A 20,142-nucleotide genomic window follows, 5' to 3' on the forward strand; every position below is an offset into this window, starting at 1 on the left:
TGGAATCGACTAATAGCAGTCAACTTGTGCCATTGTCCGAAAGCCAAGTGGGCCAATGTTCCACTTTCATCAGTTCGACCGCTAGCAGGGTCATATCGCGCCACTCGTCCGGTAAAAGCATTTCCCGGGCTCCTGCCGCGTCCTTGAACAACAACGCGTCCAAATCGAGCGATCGGCCTGGCGCACCGACAACCTTCCCATCAAACAGGCGCCCAAACGCCGCGCCGATCTTGGACCCGGCAGCGAGCGTTTTGGAGTAGCGGTCGAGTCCCTTGGCACCCTTGCGCGGGGCGGGGATGGGATCAAGAAGCTGCACAATGTCAGTGGAGTTCAACGGGAGCTGGAGGGTAAGGATGTCGAATGCGGAGCCGAAGCCCTTTGCCTGAAAGGCGTCGTTCAGTACCGATATTGCCGGCAGTCTATCTGCGATCTCCGGAATTGTTTCCGCAACCTTGACCAATGCGTCGAGCTCATTGGTATGGAAGACGCTATCTAGCATCTTGAGCATTCGAAAGTCTTTCCCGTCGACCATCGTCGCACTCAGTTCACGCGCATCAATGCGCAGGCGATATTCGAACAGAAGCAGAAAAAGAATTGCGAGCCTGACCGATCGGGCTCCGTCCACCTTGGATAGACCCTGCGCCGGGCGCCAAACTGATGCCCCTATCCACGGGAATGTGACATCATGAGGTGGCGCCTTTCCATGGCGGATTGCCGTATATGACTCGTGTGACAGCTGGCTGCAGCGCAAGTTCCAGAACAGGCTCGCGAGTTGGCGCGCCCTTTGGAATATGGGATCACTGCGCTGCTCGCTGTCAACAAGATCTCGTACAGCACGAACGGGCACCTGGGGCCTACCGGCGATCCTCCTCTTCTGGTCGAAGAACAGTGCGCCGAGCTTGAAATAGCGTAGTCCATCGACGGTGTTCAGCTTTATTTGGGTGTTTGCATCGATCCATTCGCCGGCCTGTGCCAGGATTGAGTTAAGCGTTTCTCTCTCACCTGCGGGTATGGCAACCGTGCCATCAACCATGCCACGCGCGAGCGCCTCCCTGAAGCTTGGAGCAACATGCTTGGCGAGAAGACTGGACAGACTGTGCTTTGACTTACTGGTTACATTCGGGTCGGTGATGAACAGATAGTCCGCTTGGACACTTGAACAGAGCGCCCAGAATTCGGCGGCCTCGCCAGTATAGGCTGACCATGGGATGATAGCCTGGACATGGCTTGGCCATTTGTTTGCTGCGAGAACGCCCGCTGTTAAGCCGGCCGCCTTATGATGCATGCCATTCACGGCATGTCTCGGATCGCTGCAGCGTTCCTTGTTGCCACACAGCTTGTAGTCCAGAATAGAGACATCGAACGGACCACCTCGTCCGGACTCTTCACAAGTGGACTGCCGGTTCAGCGTCAGCGCTCGCATGTCGTCGAGATCGGAGATGACCGTGATTGCCATCCACGATGAGTAGGATTTACTCTCCTCGAGCATCGGCTCCAGTTCATTCGGCGGCAGCGTGATGGCGCCGTCGTCGAGATCATCGAACAGGAGGACGTCCAGCCGTCCGTCATTCGCGAACGGAGGTGTGAGGAGTTGGATGCTCATCGGCCGGGTCCTTTCATGAGGGGACGCGATTGCATGATCTTTCGGCTCTCATCAGGGTTCGCGGCCTCGGATCGGGTAAAGATCTCTCCCAAAACGAGGGACGCAATATACTCGCCCTGCTCAGTGCGAACATCCAGATCCAGCCCCGGAATGTGCTCCAGCAACATAGAGGTTCGCAACAGAAAGCCTGTCTTTGCCGGCGCTGATTGCGCTTCAGACATAGCGTTGGCAATCTGTATGACCACGGCGTCGCCCTTTTCAAACACGGACAATGCAATCTTCGGTTCAGATACGGCCGAAGCGCTGTGCTCGAGCGCGTTCCTGAACAGCTCCATTATAATGGCTGTCAAAAGGTCAGAGCTGACGTAGCCTGACGGCAATATCCAACCCGGCTCGGCACGATCGGCCTCACCCGCGACTAGCTTGCCTGACCTCCGGACAGACGCAAGAGCAAGCTCCCACGACCGGGCGATGAGGCCCCGCAGATCGGTATCGTCACTCTCCAAGAACTTTTCGCGCAAGACGCCTTGATCCGCGTGGATCTCCGCGAAACGGGTGAGACTGGAAGCGAGGGCTTCAGCAGTGAGCATCGACTGGAGGTAGCCGACCAGGCGCTGCTTCTGTGTCATCACGATGTCAGGGTCGCCATTGAACTCGACGATGAGATCGTCGACCGAAAGGACCTGCTGGTCAGCCTCGCCGTGGAAGAGGAAGCGGATCACATGAGAAGTACCGATCGCCGCGATCGCGCTGACCGTCCCATGAAGCATCGCTGCTGCGAATTCCCGCTGCCGTGTGACAGCTTCGAACGCCGTCTGTGATTCAGCGGCGGACGCTTCCGAAAGCACCCAGCGGGCGTTGGCGAGGAACGCACCTAGTCGCGGGTCGAGGGAATCGACATTATCGCGAAGCAGGAAGAAAACGCAGCCACCGGGAGTGGCACCGGAGTCGTCGAGCGACACTTCATCAGGTAGGCTGAAATTTGGCCGCATGAACGGCAGAAGGACGAGCGAAGAACTGCGCAGCTCGGACCAACTCTCAGGTTGACGTATCTCGCCCAGAATTTTTGCTACGTCGCCGAGTTGCGACGCTACGTCGCGGTCCGGCGCCTGAAGGTCTGGCTCGCTTAGCGGATAGCCACTCGCCTGGAGCATCCCTTCGTATCTAGAGGTGGATTTGCCGTGCGGATCACGGCCGATCGACGCATAGAAATAGCCTGTCGTGCTTTCATAGAGCTGCGGGTGGATCACGATCGGAAAACGGAATCGGATTCGGCGCGGCGTGTCGGCGCCCAGAGCGCGTTCGATGCACTGTTGATAGGTGCGCTGTAACGCTTCAGCATGCGCCGAAAACATTGTCACGTAGCTGCTGAAAAAAGACGGAGCGGTTAGCGGTTGCCGCCGGCGATCGGAAATGACGGCCATTTCGACCCCAAGCAGCGAGAAGCCATGAGCATCGGCCAGCGATTGAAAAAGGCTCGCCCACCTGTCTGCTTCCTTGCGAACCTCGAGCTTGAGGTCGTCAGCCGCAAGCACCTGGCCGGCTGGAATCGCAGTGCAAAGCGGCTCCAGCTTGGGAATCTCGCCCATAGTCTTCAGCCAGCCGAGCCAATTGCCCACTTCGACGCGCTGCGCTGCTTCCGCCTGCCCGGTCTGAGCCAATGTTGATCACCATGTCCACGAACGCCGACGCCAAACTCAGCGATGATGATCAGTGTCAACGATGTGCGCAAGGACTCGCGTTCGGGCTTGCATGAACTCTTCCGCGAGACGGTCTCTGGGATGAGGAAGCGCGATCAAGACCTGCTCGCGAACCTGGGCCGGAACGCCGCCAAGGATGATGACGCGATCCGCAAGATATACGGCCTCATCGATGTCGTGCGTAACCAGCAACACGCTGAATCCTAGTCGTTCTCGCAGCGCAACCAGTTCATCCTGCAGCGCAAGGCGGTTCTGGAGATCCAACGCTCCGAAAGGCTCATCGAGCATCAGAAGGTCGGGAGAACCGACGAGCGCCCGGGCCAGAGCGGCTCTTTTTTCCATGCCACCGGACAGCTCGCGCGGCCACGCGTGCTGGGCCGCGGCCAACCCCACGAGGTTCAGAACCTCATCGACACGGGCCGGTCCCTCTTTGCGCATCGACTTCGGGAGTCCGAATTCGACATTCTGGCGCACGGTACGCCAAGCCAGCAAGCGAGCGTCCTGAAAGACAAGACCACGACGAGCGGAGGGACCGCAGACCACCTCATCGCGGCTCAGAATCTGACCTTCGAAGTCCTCGTCAAGTCCAGCGATCATCCGCAAAAGAGTCGTTTTGCCTGATCCGCTCGGTCCAAGTATCGCGACAATTTCTCGTTCTGCGACCTCCAGGTCAATATTACCGAGGATTTGGCGACCATTACCCCGTCCGAAGGTCTTGTTCCGCAGATGGACCGCGAGGAGGGGACTTCCGAGCCTTGCGCACATCTTAATTTCCGTCGTAGCTACTCTGCCAGCGCAAGACGTGGCGCTGCGCATATAGCATCAGCCGGTCGCTCACGGCTCCAAGAAAGCCGATGCAGACCATTCCGGCAATCATGTCGTCGGGTCGCGAAAAATTTCGAGCGTCGTAAATGAACCATCCGAGCCCCCGATTTGCGGCGATCAGCTCTGCCGCGATAAGGAGAATCCATGACAGGCCAAGCCCGAGGCGCAGCCCCGTCATGATGGCGGGCATGGCTGCTGGCAGAAGAACGAACCACAGGGTCTCCGAACGGCTCTTTTCGCAGACCCTCGCGACCTCGACGAACCGCAAATCCACATGCCTGATTCCCGAGACGGTGTTGGTCGTCACAACGAAGAGAACGCCCAAGGCGATCAACCAGATTTTGGATGCTTCCTGGATCCCGAAGAGAATGATCAGCAGGGGTATCCAGGCCGTCGGGGGAATGGGTGCCAGCACGCTGATCGTCGGCTCTATCGACCGCTGGGCACCGCGGCTGACACCGATCCACGACCCTAGCGCGAGACCGCCTGCAGCACCGATGCCGAAGCCGGCAATCAGGCGGCGAAGGCTGGCGAAGATATGTTCGGTGAGCGTTCCGTCGACCGCCAGGCGCACAAGGTCGGTTGCTACCGCCAAGGGAGTGGCAATCAGGGTCGAAGGTACCCACTCGAGAACAACCGCGGCGTGCCACAGCGCAAGCAGCGCCATCGGCAATATCAAGGGGACGAGTGCCTCGAAAGATCGGTCGCGCGAGCGATACACGCGACCAGCGCGACGTTCAATGCGGGCGACCGTGAGGCTCATGGTCGGATCAGATCTTTCGCGACGTCGACTCGGGTGCGGACAAGCCCCTTTTCAAAAAGAAAATCGGCTTTGCGTTGGATATCCGCGCGCACGTCGGGCGTCAGGCTGACGTCGAAGCGATGCTTCGGCCACGCCATCTGCACGACCTTGGGATCGAGATTCGCCTGCTTTGCGACAATAGCAATGGCCTCTGCAGGATGGTCGTGGACCCAACGCTTGGCTCTTTCCAATACGTCGGAAATCGCCTTCGCCATCTCGGGATGTTGATCCTTGAAGCTGCCTCGCATGGCCATGATGGACTGGATCATCGCTTGTCCGCCTTGCAGCGTCCGTCCGCGACCGGCGACGATCTCCTGCTCGACCCATGGTGGCCATACGGCCCAGGCATCAACCCGACCACTTTCGAACGCCGCTTTGCCCTCGGGAGGCGGCATGTCGACCATCGTGAATTGCTTGTCGGTAACTCCGACGGCTGCGGCATCGACCAGCACGCCATATTGCGAGCTCGTGCCTGCCAATACAGCGATGGTCTTTCCCTTCAGGCCGCCGATGCTCTGAATAGGCGAATTGGCAGGAACAAGGATGTCGACCGGCAGAGTACAGCCCAGATTTGTGACCCTGACATCAATGCCTGCGGCCTTGCCGATGATGACCGGCGGTTCGGCTTCGAAAATCACGTCGAGCCGTTTGGTCGCAAGCGCTTCGTTGATCGCGGGCAGCGTCTCGAATTGCGTGAAGGAGGCCTTGGCATGATGCGGCGCAAGCGCTTCGTCGAACCAGCCTTTCTCCTTGGCGACCAGATAAGGCGTGTAATCGATCGCGATCGAGAATGTGCCCAGGTTGACGGTCGTGGTCTGCGGCGTTGCCGTTTCGTAACCAACGACCCCCGCTATGAGAAGAAGCAGGGCCGCGACCGCTCCTCCCAAAACTCCTCGTCTGCGAATCATAGATCTCTCCGCCGAACCGATGCCAAATCACCGTGAATCGCTGATAGCCGATTCGAATCATCGGGAGCTGACAAAGCCTGACAGCAATTACCGGTGACTACCGGAATGCAGTGAATTCGACGATTCTGAGCTCCGTCACCGCGGCGCCTCGCCACTGCAAGGGCGTCTGCTTGCGCTGCAATATGCGCGTCTCCATCCCGACCTCTGCTGCGAGCGCTTCGATTCTGCTCACTTCAGCAAAAGTGCTGGTTCCCAGGATAAGCCGCCCTTCTGGCGCAAGATACTGGCGGCTTTCTTGGATGAATTGCCGCAAGCCGCGATACTCATAATCGAATCCGCAGAGCGATAGATTATCTTCCTCGGGGTTGGTACCCATGTTGAACGGATGATTCCAGAAGATGAAATCGAACGTCCGGGGCTCGGGAAGGGCACCGTACACGTCTCCGCCAAACACAGGGATGTCCACGGCATGCTCGGCGAAATTGATGCGGGCGTTTTCAATCGCAGCGGGATTGATATCTGTCGCCGTTACGTTGGCGCCACCTCGTGCTGCCGCAAGTGCGACGATGCCGGTGCCCGTACCAATGTCCAGCAGCGAACGGCTCTGAACAATCCTAGCGACCTCGATCGCAAACCACTCGCTATCGGTGAAATACGCTGGCGAAAACACATCCGGTTGAACCGAGATATCAAGACCGGCGGACGAGCAGCGATACCCTTCTCGATGGGTCGCCATGAGAGCGATCAGTCTGCGAACCTCAGACTGCCAGCGAGCCCTGACGAGGGTCGGAACCTCCTGTCCCGGATCGCCGAAACCTTCGTTCTGTGCCGCTTCACCCATCACATTCCGTTCACTACTGCGGATTCGTCCACCCGGCCAATGGTTTTTGAAAGCCACTGGCTAGCTGACAGTGCCAGCCATGAATCGCATTACCGGGAATACGTCACCGAAAAGCTAGGACCGTCGAACTCTCCGATGCAAGCGCGGTGAGCGCCAAATATTCGATCGCAGGCGCCCGAAGAATTCGCCGGACAGAGCACAGGCTTAGGCTTCCGGCCCCTGCGTCGAGGCAGGCATTCATCCGGTGTTGCCGCTCCTGATCAATGCTAGCTCGCATTTGACGAGTGAGAATCGCAAGCTGCGCTCGGCAAATTGCGCGCTGCTGAGGAAACCATCTTCCTCAAACTCACCAATGGATTGCGCCAAAGTCTCGCGCGCGACCATCGCCTCATGCCGCCCCAGCAAGGATCGAATACCGACCGGGTCTTTCAGTCCCAGCTGCACTCGGTCCGAAACATGGAAACCTGCGGTCTTGCGTGCTGCCTGAATCGAACGCACGAGGTCTCGCGCCCATCCTTCTTGCTCTTGGTCCTCGTCAATCGACGTGTCCAGCAAGCATGTGCCGTGCATCCCGAATGGCTGGGCCGGTCGATCCGGCGTCGCGATCAGGCGCACAGAAAATTCGGCGCCAGAAAGCGCCTCGCCAGCAACGGTGGCGGTGCCATCCTCGTTCAACCTGAAGCGGCCAGCTGCCGCCTCGGAGACGATAACTTTCATCCTCGAGCCAACACGTCGTCCAATCTGCGGATGCACACGCAACTCCACTTCGCCGAGCCCCTGCAGGTCAGGATAAAGCTGGACCGCTCGCACATTGACTTCGCTGGATATCAGATCGACGAACGGCGCCAGCGCGTCGCAATTCGGATGGATGATCGTCAGGACCTTGAGCGGCAATCGCACGCGCAGACGAGAGCGCTCGCGTAGGCTGAGAGCAGCCGAGCAGGCTTCCCGCGCCAGGTCCATTGCCTCAACCAGATCGTTTTCCTGAGGGAAGTCCGGCAAGGATGACCAGAGCGTAAGGTGGACGGAACGCTCGCCTGTCAGGCTCTTGTATAGCTTTTCCGTGACAAGCGGCAGCAGCGGTGCGGCGATACGACAGGTTTGTACCAGGACGGAAAACAACGTGTCTAGCGCCGCCTCTTTCGCCGCTTGACCTGCCGAGTTCCAGAATCTTGGCCGGGAGCGCCGGATATACCAGTTCGTCAATATCTCGCAGAACGCCGTCAGCTCGCGGCAGGCGAGCGGGATATTGAAGCTCGACAGGGCGCAGTCGACCTTTGCAGCAAGCTGTCCACACTTCGCCAGGATATATTGGTCGAGGGGATCGCCAGCCTTCGCAACCAGCATCGGCGACCGGCCTTCTAGGTTGGCATAGGTTACGAAAAACCCATAGGCATTCACCAGAGGCGCGATGGTGTCCCGCTGAGCTGCGGCAATGTCTTTTGCGTCCGACGGTACGAGGAGATCACCGCCGCTGATCACTGTCGAGGACATGAGGAACCAGCGCATCACGTCCGAGCCGTAGGCGTCGAAGACGTCCATGGGGTCCGGATAGTTTTTGAGCCGCTTGGAAAGCTTTCGCCGCTGTTGGTCCAGGACGACACCGTGGCAGACCGCATTTTTAAATGGGGGCTGGTCGAAGAGCAGCACGCCCAGCACCATCAGGGTATAAAACCAGCCGCGCGTCTGGGCCACATATTCGACAATGAAGTCTGCCGGAAAGTGCTGCTCGAACCACATCTTATTCTCGAAAGGATAGTGCACGCTTGCAAATGGCATGGAGCCCGAGTCGAACCAGACATCGAACACGTCCTCTACGCGCCGCATCTGCGCGCGGCCGGTCGGATCATCCGGATTCGGGCGGACGAGGCTATCGATGAAGGGGCGATGGAGGTCGATCACTTTCACGCCGAAGTCCGCCTCAAGCTCAGCGAGCGAGCCATAAACGTCCGTCCGCGGGTAGTTGGGGTCGTCGCTGATCCAGACCGGCATCGGGGTCCCCCAGAAGCGCGACCGCGAGATATTCCAGTCCTGAGCCCCCGACAGCCATTTGCCGAAGATGCCATGCTTCACGTGCGAAGGAGCCCATGTGATCTGCTCGTTGTGAGCGACGAGCTTGTCGCGGAAGTCAGAGACCCGAATATACCAGCTGTCTACGGCGCGGTAGATGAGCGGTTGATCCGTTCGCCAGCAATGCGGGTAACTGTGGACATGAGTTTCGTTGCGAAAGAGACGGCCCTCATCTTTTAAGTGTCGGATGATCAGCGGGTTGGCATCGAAGACGAGCATGCCCTCATAATCGCGGATCTCGCCCGTATAGCGGCCGGCCGCGTCAACGGGCACTACCACCTCGATCTCCGCAGCACGGCAGGCACTGAAATCATCCTCGCCGAAGCCAGGCGAAATGTGCACGATGCCGGTGCCGTCACCATCGGTCACGAAGTCGGCGACCAGCACCTGAAAAGCATTCCGATGGCCTGAGAAATAGTCGAACGGCGGCCGGTAGCGGAGGCCCGCAAGGGCGCTGCCCGCATATTCGGCGATAATGTGGGCGCCCTCGAGTTGTTGTGCGTATCGAGCCTCTGCCGACCGGGATAGGAGATAGCGCGCCTCGCCCTTTTGCACCAGAATATAGGCAATCTCGCGTCCGACCGCGACAGCCAGGTTGCAGGGCACCGTCCAGGGTGTCGTGGTCCAGATCAGCAGCTGCGCATTCGATAATTCGCCCTGACCCTCACAAAGATCGAAGCCGACCGTCAGCGCCGGATCCGCTCGGTCCCGATAGGAATTGTCGAGTCGCGTCTCGAAGTTGGACAATGGCGATTCAACCGCCCAAGAATAGGGCACGACGCGATAGTCGCGATAGACGGTTCCCTTGTCCCAAAGCTTCTTGAAGGCCCACATCGTGCTCTCCATGAAGGTGAGGTCGAGCGTTTTATAATCGTTGTCGAAATCTACCCATCGAGCTTGGCGGGTGACATATTCGCGCCACTGCGCCGCGTATTTCATGACCCCGGCACGCGCCGCCGCATTGAAGCGATCGACCCCGAACGCGAGAATTGCCTTACGCCCGGAAATGCCCAGATCCTGCTCGGCGGCCAGTTCCGCCGGGAGACCATGGGTATCCCAACCGAACCGCCTCTCGACACGTTTCCCTTTCATCGTTTGAAAGCGGGGGATGATGTCTTTCGCGAAGCCGGTCAGGAGATGACCGTAGTGCGGTAAACCGTTCGCGAAAGGCGGGCCGTCGTAGAATACGAACTGATTTTCAGCAGGACGCTGGTCGATCGATGCGCGGAACGTCTGGTCGGCCTCCCAGAAACCGAGGATCTCGCGGTCGAGTTCCGGCAAGTTTCGAAGATCGGGGGCCGGCGCGTAGCGCGGTGAATCCTTTTGAACAACCGTCGAAGGCGTTGGGGAAATGGGCATGTTCGGCCTCATAAATTGGTGGGGCGTTTGAACGGCGGAGGGCCGGCGCGTTGGCGCCGGCCCTCTCTTTGCTCAGGCGTAAATCACCCAGCGGTCTCCATCGGGGAGCCAGGCCAGATGCGCGGCGAGCGTGCAGCGCCTGTCCGGGATATCCTTCACCTCGTGGATATACCGGGCGCAGAGCAGGCTCAGGCAGCCGACAGGCGTCGGGACGTCGATATAGCCTGTCAGCCGTGGGTCCAACATATAGTCGAACGTGTCGTAATTGCCGTCGTCGTCCGGCTCGGGCTGATAGTTCCACGCACGTTGCACGGCGCCGGGGCCTGCATCCAGAACCAGGACGATGCCGATATGGCCGCGGGCATTGTAACCGACATCATATTGCGCGAAGTCGAAATGCGCGAGCGGCGCGCCCTTGCGGACTAGCCCCATTCCCATCTTCCGGCCAAAGCGCGGATGAACCGCACGTTCGATCGGCTGCCCGAGCGCCGTCGACAACACGTTGATGATGGACTCCATTGGATCACCACCAAAGCTGCTGGCGAACAGCGCCTCCCGGTCGATATCCCAGTCCGGCACGCGATCCAGATATTCGCCCCAGGAGCCGGCACTGTCCGGCTCGTGTGGCGCAATGCCGGGATAGCGCGCCTCCCATGCAGATGTCCCGCTTCCGGTGGACAGAGTCCCTTCCGCGGGGCCTTTATATTCGACGGCTTCGCGCGCGTTGATCACGTCCATAGCCGCGCAGCACGTTCCGGGAAGCGCGAAGGTCGGAAAGTTTACGCCGACGAGCCCGCTTTCCGGATCGGCGAGGTCGTACATCGCCTTCCGGGTCAGCGGTGTCCGCGTCGAGACTTCGAAGGCTGACAGTTCACCAGCGAATTGAACGCCCGCCGGCGCGACGTCTTGTCCGAAGCTCGTAATGTCGCTCGCGTCTTCACCTTCGATCTGATTCTGCTTGATGTTCAACATCGATCTCACCTTGATGTTGACCGGATTTGCCAATGGCGCCGCCGCAGCGTATTGGGCTGGGCGCAGCCACCTGCGAGTCCGGCCGGTTGTGGAAGGGCGGTGGAGATGTTCTTGGTTGGAGCGCTCCACCTCCCGGCAGATGCGAGGTCATAATTGGGGGCGTTTCCCTCGCGTTCCCCGCCCCCTGTCACATCATGGTCGCGCGCCTCCTCTGTTTGCCGTCGGGGACCCTCGCGATCGCTAAGGGGATCGCGATACACGATGGCGGTTCGTCTGATGTGATTTACGGTATTAGGCAGTTGGCAGGGCTGATAACGGCTGACGCCGCTTCGAGTAAGGTCGGTTCAGTGCCAATCATCTGGTTCAGATACGCGCACGCTCGCCGTCCGCTGACCTTGCTTTGTATCGTGGGTTCGAATACCGTGCACGCAGTCGAACTAAGCCGCCAAGTGACGGTTTTCAGAGGAAAAAGTCGACGAGGTATATTCCGAGGTATCGCGGGAAAACGGTTTGATCAGAAACACGGCTAATCAATCGCTTAGCCGAACAGTTCGAATCCCACCCTCTCCGCCAGTCAATCCCTGAAATGCGCAGAAATTCTAGGGGTATTGGCCAAGTGACTGAAGCGGCTCACCAAAACACTAACCGAAAAATTGAGCCGTGATGGCGCTTTGTGGCGTTTTATGACGCTTTAGGACCGGCAAGAATATAGGCGAGTCACCTTCGACTTGTGATTAAGGTCCGGTCGCGAGGGGGCCTAGGGGGGGGTCTTTTCAGCGCCACAGGGTACGACGGATCGATGCTCCGCCATGAACCAAGGCTTCGTGCGGCTTGGTCGATGCGCTCACCTTTGCCGACTAACCAACTGCATCAGTGAGCCGTGCGGACCTGCCGCACCAATTCGTTCCCCTTCCGAACCATGTCCATCAAGTCGGACCATGCCGCTTCGGCATCATCGCGCGCGAGAGGAACATGCGCTCGATAGCTCGCCTGCCTGCGCGCCCACCGGCGAGGGTAAGCGTCATCACCGGATCAACCCGCAAGATCGGCCGTCCGATTTCGTCATGACCGAACCCAGGACGCGAAGGATCATACCTGAGATGGTGGACACCGTGATACCGCCCCGCCTGATTGATCCTACCCATAGCCCTCATGCCGCCGACCCGTCGCGCATAGTTCGTGGCGCTCAAGCGCTCAAAGTCGATCAGTTCGCCGTCGTCGTCGAAAGTGAATAAGGCCGTGAACGGTTTCGGTTCACAGATTGAAACGGCAGAATATAGCATTGTCGTGCTCCTTCATTTTATCCGGGAATTTTATTCGGTCTTCCCTTTCGAGCGAGAATTACTCGCCATCGCGGATCATTTCCCGATAGTCTTCCGCCGGATCGCCCGAACGCGGCGGCGGATCGGGGAACAGTTTGCGCCTGAGCGGCAGGTGTAGTTGGGGCGGTTCCCACGCCACAGATTGCCCTTCATCAAAGGTTGCGAGATACATTTCATATGCAGCGCCCGGCCCATGTTCAGCCTCGATTTTCGCATACCAATCATCGCACCGTTCGCGCCATTCATTGTATTGTTGCAATTCCCACGGCTTCAATTGATACAATCGATACGCCAGACTGCCCGGTGGCAACAGTGTATCCCGAACAACTGCGAGGCGTTTGTTTAATCCAATCCGACTCATCGTTTCGCCAGACTTGAAATCAACAATTCTAGTTCTTCGACCTGTCTCTTTAATTCGCGCAAATCGGCAGCATCGCCTACCGTTTTCACGGCTTGAGCCAATCTTGTCGCTTCATCCGGTGAAATCTCACCATGTGCTGCCGCGTCCGCGATTGCGTTCGGGTCGTTCGTCTCAAGATCGATCGTGCGGCCACCTTTGGGCAAGGTGTACTCCAAAATCAGCCTGATTGCGCCCATGTCGCCCGCCCTCATGCGTTCGGCGAGTTTCGACACGGCTTCACTCGACAGGCCTTGCACCGCCGCGAGCGTATCGCGCGAGACCTTGTTCTTCGAGCCTCGCACGCGGCCACCGCTCCCCGGTGCGAACGTGCCATTAGGTCGGCGTCCGGTGTTGGTCGTTTCGTTCGTCATCGTTACACCCATGAAATCGATACATCGGGCCACCGGCTCATTGCCCATCGCGCAACAGCGCCCGTATCCAGCCACCCGCGCCGCACTGGACGCGGGAAGCCGTTGTGCAGTTGATGATACCGCGCTTGCTGGCGCGTCCACTGCAGCGCCGCCCAGCACGCCCCGGACTGGATTTCCGGGGCGGCCGGAAGGTAGATCGTCCGCGCGGTCGTCACGCTGCCATCGTCGCCGCAAGGACATCATCGGGCGTCATCTCAAGCGCCGCCGCAACAAGGCAAATCTGGTTGCGCAAGGCGGCTTCGACCGTCTCGAGGTCATCGGCGCGCTGCCGATGGTGCGCCAGCGCGGCCAGTGCGGCTGTTTCGACGGCGGCGGCATCAGGGCCGGTCACCGTCAGGCCGCCTTCCAGCGATGGCTGGCGCGGATGGTTCGACGCCAGGCCCACGCGTTCGGCCCAAGCGAGAGCCGCATATCGCTCCGATGCCAGATCGAACGCCTCGGGCGCCCAGTCACAAAGGTTTCCTCGGGCCACGATGGCGGCGAGGTCTGCGAGGTCGGCACGCTGCGCGGCTGCCATCTGGTCCGCGAGGCTTAAGCCGCGATAGCGCGCGCGGCGCTCGGCTTCCTGACTCATGTCGAGCGAAGGCGGAATCTCTCGCGCGCGGGCATCGGCCTCCGCATGTGCGCGACGGCTCGCCTGCCCTGCGGCGATCGCGCGCTTGATCGCGCCGAGCATCGCGGGGCCAGCGATACGGCGCAATTCCTCCGTGGCAGCGGCAGGTTGGAACCTGTCGAATGCGCGCGCGATCGTTGCAGCGAAATGCCGGTTGGCCTCGGGAAGTTCGGCCAGTTCAGGAAGGACCGGCAGGTGCGCGATGGCGGGGCCGGAGTCGGTGGAGTAGGTGAAAACCGGACCGCGATCGGTCGGGTTTTCGGTGAGAGTAGGTGTGGGCATAAGTACAAGTCCTCGTTCTGTGGAGTACAAGGACAGTCTCACACGCAATTATCGTTCGTCAAGTGAAATATTGACGCAACAAACCTACCATCGTGAAAGTGTATATTATATAATATGACGTTATATCGTTATGACTGTTAACTCTGGCGTCTTTCTATTCGTGTCCCACTTAGTCCCACTTGGACCGCTTATTCTATAGACTTCAAAAACGCGTGTTATACCGTCATACCGTATTTTCTGGAATCTCTGAACTGAAGTGGGACAACTGGGACAGTGGGACAACCCTAGGATTTTTGCGCCCTTCGCTGTCCCACTTCACGAATGCGAACTAGGACAAGTGGGACGGCTTCACGTAAGCCCAACGCCTGTCCGGTAAGCGTTTGCGTTCGTAACCAAGATTGCGCAAAATGCCGGACAGGCGGCGCGTATGCCCCGAATGCGACGTGTCGGACGCGATGCCAAGGGTGGCGAGCAATGCCTTGATCGTCATCGGCACGGCAGGGTTCGCAGCGAGACATTCGGCAATGCGTTCCTCCCACGCGTCCGGCACCTCACGTTCTGCCATTTCGGCACGCCCCAACGCCTCCCCGTCCGCGTCGAGGTGCCACGCTTCCCCGGATCGCCAGCGGTGGACGGCTTCGGCGAATAGCTGCGCACGATCACGGACCAAGCCCTCAAGATCGATCGAACCGACGCGGACGGGCCACCAGCGCCGCGCCCCGGTCGGGTCGTCGTGCCACGCGCTATCGTTCGTTGACGCGGCGAAGGCGACACGGCGCGGCTGGTCGATCATGTGCCGCCCGTAGCTTGGCCGGTATCGATCAAAGCGGGCCGTCAGGAAGGATTTAATCTCGTCGGCATGGGAGCGCCGCATTGCTGCAAGTTCGCCAATTTCGACAAGCCATAGGCCGGACAGGTAGGCCAAACCGTCCTTGTCGCGCATATTGGGCAACTGGTCGCCGAAATGATCGTCACCAGCCAGGATGCGCAGAGCAGTGGACTTGCCAACCCCTTGCGGCCCTTCCAGCACAAGCACGGTATCGAGTTTGCAGCCGGGCACCATAGCGCGGGCCACCATGCCGATGATGAAGCGCGAGCCGATGGCACGGGACCAGTCGGACGGCTCCACGCCTAGATACGTTGAGAGCCAGCCGTCGAGCCGCGCCACACCGTCCCACCGCAGCCCGTCGAGCCAGTCGGTGACGGGATTGAACGGATTGGCGCGCGCCCAAAAATCGACGCCCTCGCGCAGCGCTTCGGTCGGCGGCTTCGTCCCCATGGCGTTGAACGCGAGCCGGATGGTGACGTAATCGGAATCGGTCAACGGACGGGGCCAGCGGCTGTTGCGCTCACCCGGTAACGGACCTGTCACCATGAGGCGGTCGGCGAACGTGTCGTGGCGCACCGGAATTGCCCAGTCGCGGCAGTTCCGCACAACGTCGAGATGCGACGGTGCGCCCACTGTATCTCCCGTCGCCGGAATTTCATACTGGATCGCAGGCAATACCTCTTGGGTGGCACCGGACGGCACGGCGGACAGCGACGGGCCATTCACACCGAAGGTCCAGCGCGCCACCACTTCCGGTGCGGCCCGGCTGCGGAGATAGGCCCAGCCAAGCGACGTTCCGCGATCCAGCGAACGCCACAGCTTCGCGTTGTCGGCAAGGCTGTTTTTCTCGAACCGCTGACACCACACGTCCCAAATGATGCGCGCGGCTTCGTCGAGCATCAGGCCGGTGGATGCCTGCCGAAACGCTGCGCTCATGTTGCGCCAGTCGGCGTAGCCAAGTTCGTTCGGATCGATCGACCAAAGCGCCTCGCGCGGTGCGTCGGGATGTGGAGCGGGTTCGGTGCCCAACGGCTTACGGGGATCGCTCGACGGCTCAGCCGGTCCAATCGGTGCGATCCCTTCGACCAGATCAATGCACTGCCCGTTCGTTGCCCAGCATTGCACCGGCTCACCACCTTCGACCGCTCCGACATAGTAGGCTTGTGATGCCGTGAAACTCTCGCGAGCAAGTATGCCACCGAGCGCGCCGTTGATGCGACAGGCCAGCGCGTGCCGCCCCGTCAGTCCATCGGAGCGCGACAACGGCGCCAGGACGCGCCAACGCGGCGCATCGGGCTGGTGCGAGGGGCTGGTGTAGATCAGCGCCGCAATGCCGGCTCGCTGGAGCATCGCAGCGGCATCTTGCGGCTGGACTTGCTCGGCATCGTAATCGCCTTCGATACCATGGACGGCTTCAAGTCCCGCGTCGTTCCGATAATCCCCGGTGAACGTCGCCAGCTTGATAAGCGGCAGCGCATCTTTTGTTGGGGCGGTCGGCGCGCTGGTGACGATCCATTGGCACAGATCGGACCAGATGATTTCGCCGCGCTGACCTTGCGGCGCATCGGCGCGGGTGAACCAAGTGAAGGGCACAGCAGGATTCTTGCCGCTCCCGGCGCTTTCGTGTATAGACTGCATCGCTGAAATCACTTTCAATTCCCGCCCCGTGGTCGTCCTGCAACGCGATCACGGGGCGTTTCATTTCAGGGTATGACGGAGCAAGGCTCCGCCTGTTTCGTTGATTTTTCACGGAAAAATGGCGTAACTCACCAAACCCGCTCACCATCGTGACGGATTATGGCGGGTTAAGACGCGTAGGCCGCTTCGCGTTGGCGCGTGAGGTAGGCCTCAATATCGCGGCGCAAGTATCCGACGCGGCGCGCGGACAGCTTAATCTTTCGGGGAAATGCCGGATCGGCGGCAGCGCGGCGGCGTAGGGTCGGTTCGCTCAAGCCGATTTCGCGGCACGCCTGTTCGATCGTGAGAACGGTTATGTCTGTCATGGATGGCCTCGGAATTTCGATGATTTCGGGATCGCGGGCATCCGCTCCGCCGTGCGCCGGTCTTATCGGCTTGGGCCATCCTGCCCTTGCGCCGCCGATCATCCGATCTGGCTAGCGGCACAAAAGTGCGTTATCGGTCAGGCGAAGTCAATAGGGGGCAGTCTTGGAAAATCAGCAGCAGCCGCAACAATTTGTTGTCACTCACACGCAAGCACCGTCCAATGGTCTCGGAACCAGCGCAATGGTGCTTGGCATTGTGTCCATAGTTCTTGCATTCATTCCAGTGCTCGGTCTTATCGCTTGGATTACATCACCACTCGCGTTGATACTCGGTTTGATCGGTGTAACAAAAAACCCTAAAGGCGGAGCTATTACAGGAATTGTTTTGGGTGCTATCGGAATTGCTGTTTGCCTGTTGTGGGCCTCAATGTTCGGAGCAATTATTGCTGCGGGGAGTGCGGGCACGACTCCCACCGAAGCAGCTACGCAATAAATCTCTTCCATTTCTCGGCGTATAATGCTTCGATCAACATCAGGTAATCAGACCACATTTGCATCAAGTCCCGCCGTCGCTCGAATGCGTCACCGCGACGATATGCGCGCTCCACCTTATTGTCGATTGCGTGCGCCAACGCCTGTTCCGCGATAGCGTCCAGGTGCAACGTGGTCTCTGTGATCCAATCGCGGAATGCGGATCGAAAGCCGTGAACAGTCAGGTTGTCACGCATCCCGCGCAGCATTTGCAGCATCGCCATATTGGACAGCGGACGGCCTGCACGGGCACCGGGGAACACATACGGATTTCCGGCTATGGGATGGATGCCTCGCAACAGCGCGACAGCCTGCTCGGACAGGGGCACCCGATGCTCGCGCCCCATCTTCATACGGTCGCCGGGGATGGTCCACGTTGCGGCCTCTAGGTCAAATTCGCTCCACGTCGCGTTGAGCGTTTCACTGGTGCGGGTGGCGCATAGGATCGTCAGGACCAGCGCCTTGGCGGAGTAGTCGGGCTTGGCCTGCAACTCACAGACAAACGCCGGAACCGCCTGCCAGTCCATGGCAGCAAAATTCCCCTTCACTTGCTTGCCATTCAATCCAGCAAGCCGCAGCGTCTCGCCATCTGCGGGATTGGCATGTCCGGCCCATAGCGCCTGCCGTGCCGGGTTGCCGTTGTCGGCCAGCGCCTTTGCCTTTGCGGCCTTGATGACGATCTCAATCCGGCTGCGGACGCGCGATGCCGTCTCGCGCGCTCCGGTCCAGAGCGTGCCCTTCACACCCTTGCGCGCATAGGGTTGTTGCAGGATCGCTTTAACGTCCTGCATGGATACTTCGTGCGTCGGCTTCGAGCCGATAAGCGGATAAACATACGTTTCTAGCGTGTTCTCCCACTGAGCGGCGTGCTTTGGGTTTTTCCAGCCGGACTTGTTCGCCGCGATATAATCGAGCGCGGAATCTTTGAACGTCTCCACCGCTGGACCGGCTGGCGCAATCGCTTCGGCCTCACGTTCTGCGAGGGGATCATGTCCGCGCCGGATCGCCTTGCGCATCGTCGCCGCTTCGGCTTCGAGACCGGCAAGCGCCGCATCGTCTATGGGATCATAATCGGCCATCTTCATCAGCCGGCGCCTGCCGTCCGAAGTGGTGTAGCGGAGCGCCCATGATGGTGAACCGGACTTGGCGATTACGAGATTCAGGCCGTTGCGAGCGGCCCACATGCCAGGCTGTTCGGAGCGGACAAAGGAGCGGATTGTGCGGATGGAAAGAGCCATGAAAGCGCCTCGAAATGAGTGGTTAGTTGCGACGTTGCCACTCACCAGATTCGCTCGCCAAGTCATTTCAACCATGACGCTCCGTGACGCCTTATGACGGCATAAAAATTCGGAGTTCCAATTGGTTAGTTGTGATTATGGCTCGCCTTGACGGCTTGTGGCGAGTCACGATTAAGGACACCCTCTCCGCCATTACCTTTTCTTGATCGCAAACATCACCCAAAGCCTTGAACGGCAAGGATAATTCAGGGGTTCGAACACCCTCATTCCAGTCGTATTCCAGATGAGAGTCTAAAGCGAGTTTCAGCACAATTCGCTTGTCTTCAAGCGACCCTGTTTTCCAAAGAATACAAGGGTTTGAGATGAACTCGAAAGCGGTTCGAAAAGTTTCGTCGTAGTCTGGCAGCGCAGTGCCGCAGCGAGAGATTTTTTCCGCCAGAACAAGCTTCTGACGCTCAAGCTCTTCGACCTTGCGCTCATATGCGCCGATCACGGTCGAGCTGTCTGACTCGACAATCCGATCAAGCAATTGGGCAATCTTCTTTTCGACTGCGACCGACTGAAGCTTGATCGCCGCTCCGCTTTCCTTCGCTTTCGATTCTGCCTCGTTCCACCGCTTACGGAACAGCTTCGTGAAAACGGTCAGCACTTCGGGACGAGGCGCTAACGTACTCAGCACGTTCTCGAACGCGCCTTCCACCTTGTCTCTCGCCACGGATTTGCCGAACCTGTCGCAGCCCCTGTGACGGCAGATATAATAGGCGAACTGCTTCCCGTGCCGTCCACGGCTCCAGTTTGCTGTCATGGGATGCGAACAGCATCCGCACGTCACGAATCCACGCAAAGGGAAATCCGCGTTTATGTCAGCCCGCGCCGGAGCTAGAGGCTTGCCGAACAGCCGTTCCTGATTCCGCTGGAAGGTTTCAAGGTCGATCATGCCGTCATGCTGAGCCTTCCGCAGCGACACGTCCCAAACCTTGCTTTCGAGATGACCCGCATAGAGCGGGTTCGTCAGAATACGATTGACCTGCTCGTTCGTCAGATAGCCATGACGGCATACCGGAAACTGCGGATGCGCTTCGAAGAACCTTTTCAGTTCGGCTTGAGAGGTGAAGCGTCCGCTTGCGAAGCCTTCTAACCCTTCACTGTTGATTTCCGCTGAGAGTTGCCCCGGGAGAGGTATAAATCCCAAAGGTAATCCCCCGGCTATGCCGGGGAGACCATCATAGTTTGACGTATCCGGGAACCCATCGCGACATTTGCTTTCGTGAGCCGCCAAGCACACGAAAGGAATGTCACGATGAGCGAGTACCAGAGTTTAAGCCACACGAGATGGGAGTGCAAATACCACGTTGTGTTCATCCCGAAGGGGCGTCGCAAAGTGTTGTTCGGTCAGATACGCAAGGAACTGGG

Annotated in this window: 18 protein-coding genes; 2 read left to right on the forward strand and 16 right to left on the reverse strand. The window is 59.2% G+C overall.

The window, feature by feature from the left end; all coding sequences use genetic code 11:
* Positions 1-19: 19 nt before the first annotated feature.
* The 14 genes from BM052_RS08530 to BM052_RS20410 form a co-directional block, all read right to left on the reverse strand.
* On the reverse strand, positions 20-1,603 hold the full coding sequence (locus BM052_RS08530) for a hypothetical protein (RefSeq protein ID WP_091145516.1): 1,584 nt from the start codon (positions 1,601-1,603) through the stop codon (positions 20-22).
* Positions 1,600-3,264 (reverse strand): hypothetical protein, encoded by a 1,665-nt coding sequence (locus BM052_RS08535; protein WP_091145518.1) that lies wholly within the window; start codon positions 3,262-3,264, stop codon positions 1,600-1,602. Before BM052_RS08535 ends, BM052_RS08530 begins: the two co-directional genes overlap by 4 nt.
* Positions 3,265-3,300: 36 nt before the next feature.
* Entirely contained in the window at positions 3,301-4,068 is a 768-nt protein-coding gene (locus tag BM052_RS08540) for an ABC transporter ATP-binding protein (protein ID WP_177198397.1), read from the reverse strand.
* 1 nt (position 4,069) lies between these two features.
* Positions 4,070-4,891, reverse strand: a complete 822-nt coding sequence (locus BM052_RS08545; RefSeq protein ID WP_091145522.1) for an ABC transporter permease — start codon at positions 4,889-4,891, stop codon at positions 4,070-4,072.
* A complete protein-coding gene (locus BM052_RS08550; RefSeq protein ID WP_091145524.1) occupies positions 4,888-5,838 on the reverse strand; it encodes an ABC transporter substrate-binding protein in 951 nt (316 codons plus the stop codon). The genes BM052_RS08545 and BM052_RS08550 overlap by 4 nt, the downstream gene beginning before the upstream one ends.
* Before the next feature lie 97 nt (positions 5,839-5,935).
* On the reverse strand, positions 5,936-6,679 hold the full coding sequence (locus BM052_RS08555) for a methyltransferase (RefSeq protein ID WP_091145526.1): 744 nt from the start codon (positions 6,677-6,679) through the stop codon (positions 5,936-5,938).
* Positions 6,680-6,916: 237 nt separating this feature from the next.
* Positions 6,917-10,108 (reverse strand): isoleucine--tRNA ligase, encoded by a 3,192-nt coding sequence (gene ileS / locus BM052_RS08560; RefSeq protein WP_091145528.1) that lies wholly within the window; start codon positions 10,106-10,108, stop codon positions 6,917-6,919.
* A 72-nt stretch (positions 10,109-10,180) separates the two neighbouring features.
* Positions 10,181-11,080: a hypothetical protein gene (locus BM052_RS08565; protein WP_091145530.1), complete on the reverse strand. Its 900-nt coding sequence runs from the start codon at positions 11,078-11,080 to the stop codon at positions 10,181-10,183.
* A gap of 926 nt (positions 11,081-12,006) precedes the next feature.
* Positions 12,007-12,363, reverse strand: a complete 357-nt coding sequence (locus BM052_RS08570) for a hypothetical protein (protein ID WP_091145533.1) — start codon at positions 12,361-12,363, stop codon at positions 12,007-12,009.
* Positions 12,364-12,421: 58 nt separating this feature from the next.
* Entirely contained in the window at positions 12,422-12,712 is a 291-nt protein-coding gene (locus BM052_RS19430) for a hypothetical protein (RefSeq protein WP_218151534.1), read from the reverse strand.
* 47 nt (positions 12,713-12,759) lie between these two features.
* Entirely contained in the window at positions 12,760-13,173 is a 414-nt protein-coding gene (locus BM052_RS08575) for a hypothetical protein (RefSeq protein WP_143084787.1), read from the reverse strand.
* Between the two features lie 211 nt (positions 13,174-13,384).
* The gene (locus BM052_RS08580; RefSeq protein ID WP_218151535.1) at positions 13,385-14,176 is read right to left on the reverse strand and encodes a hypothetical protein; all 792 of its coding nucleotides are present in this window, start codon (positions 14,174-14,176) and stop codon (positions 13,385-13,387) included.
* A 280-nt stretch (positions 14,177-14,456) separates the two neighbouring features.
* Complete coding sequence (locus BM052_RS08585) at positions 14,457-16,607, reverse strand: virulence-associated E family protein (protein ID WP_143084789.1); 2,151 nt, start codon at positions 16,605-16,607, stop codon at positions 14,457-14,459.
* A gap of 155 nt (positions 16,608-16,762) precedes the next feature.
* Positions 16,763-17,062, reverse strand: a complete 300-nt coding sequence (locus tag BM052_RS20410; protein WP_091145541.1) for a helix-turn-helix transcriptional regulator — start codon at positions 17,060-17,062, stop codon at positions 16,763-16,765.
* 61 nt (positions 17,063-17,123) lie between these two features.
* On the opposite strand from BM052_RS20410, the gene BM052_RS19435 reads away from it, so the two are divergent.
* The gene (locus BM052_RS19435) at positions 17,124-17,453 is read left to right on the forward strand and encodes a hypothetical protein (protein WP_143084790.1); all 330 of its coding nucleotides are present in this window, start codon (positions 17,124-17,126) and stop codon (positions 17,451-17,453) included.
* Here BM052_RS19435 and BM052_RS08595 read toward each other — a convergent pair.
* Positions 17,443-18,729: a tyrosine-type recombinase/integrase gene (locus tag BM052_RS08595; RefSeq protein ID WP_091145544.1), complete on the reverse strand. Its 1,287-nt coding sequence runs from the start codon at positions 18,727-18,729 to the stop codon at positions 17,443-17,445. The genes BM052_RS19435 and BM052_RS08595 overlap by 11 nt on opposite strands.
* Before the next feature lie 91 nt (positions 18,730-18,820).
* Positions 18,821-19,921, reverse strand: a complete 1,101-nt coding sequence (locus BM052_RS08600; RefSeq protein ID WP_177198399.1) for a recombinase zinc beta ribbon domain-containing protein — start codon at positions 19,919-19,921, stop codon at positions 18,821-18,823.
* A gap of 108 nt (positions 19,922-20,029) precedes the next feature.
* On the opposite strand from BM052_RS08600, the gene BM052_RS08610 reads away from it, so the two are divergent.
* Positions 20,030-20,142: transposase (locus tag BM052_RS08610; protein WP_177198400.1), on the forward strand; the 113-nt coding region annotated here is incomplete at its 3' end.

Origin of the sequence: Novosphingobium sp. CF614 (assembly GCF_900113255.1) — a bacterium.
Classification (GTDB): domain Bacteria; phylum Pseudomonadota; class Alphaproteobacteria; order Sphingomonadales; family Sphingomonadaceae; genus Novosphingobium.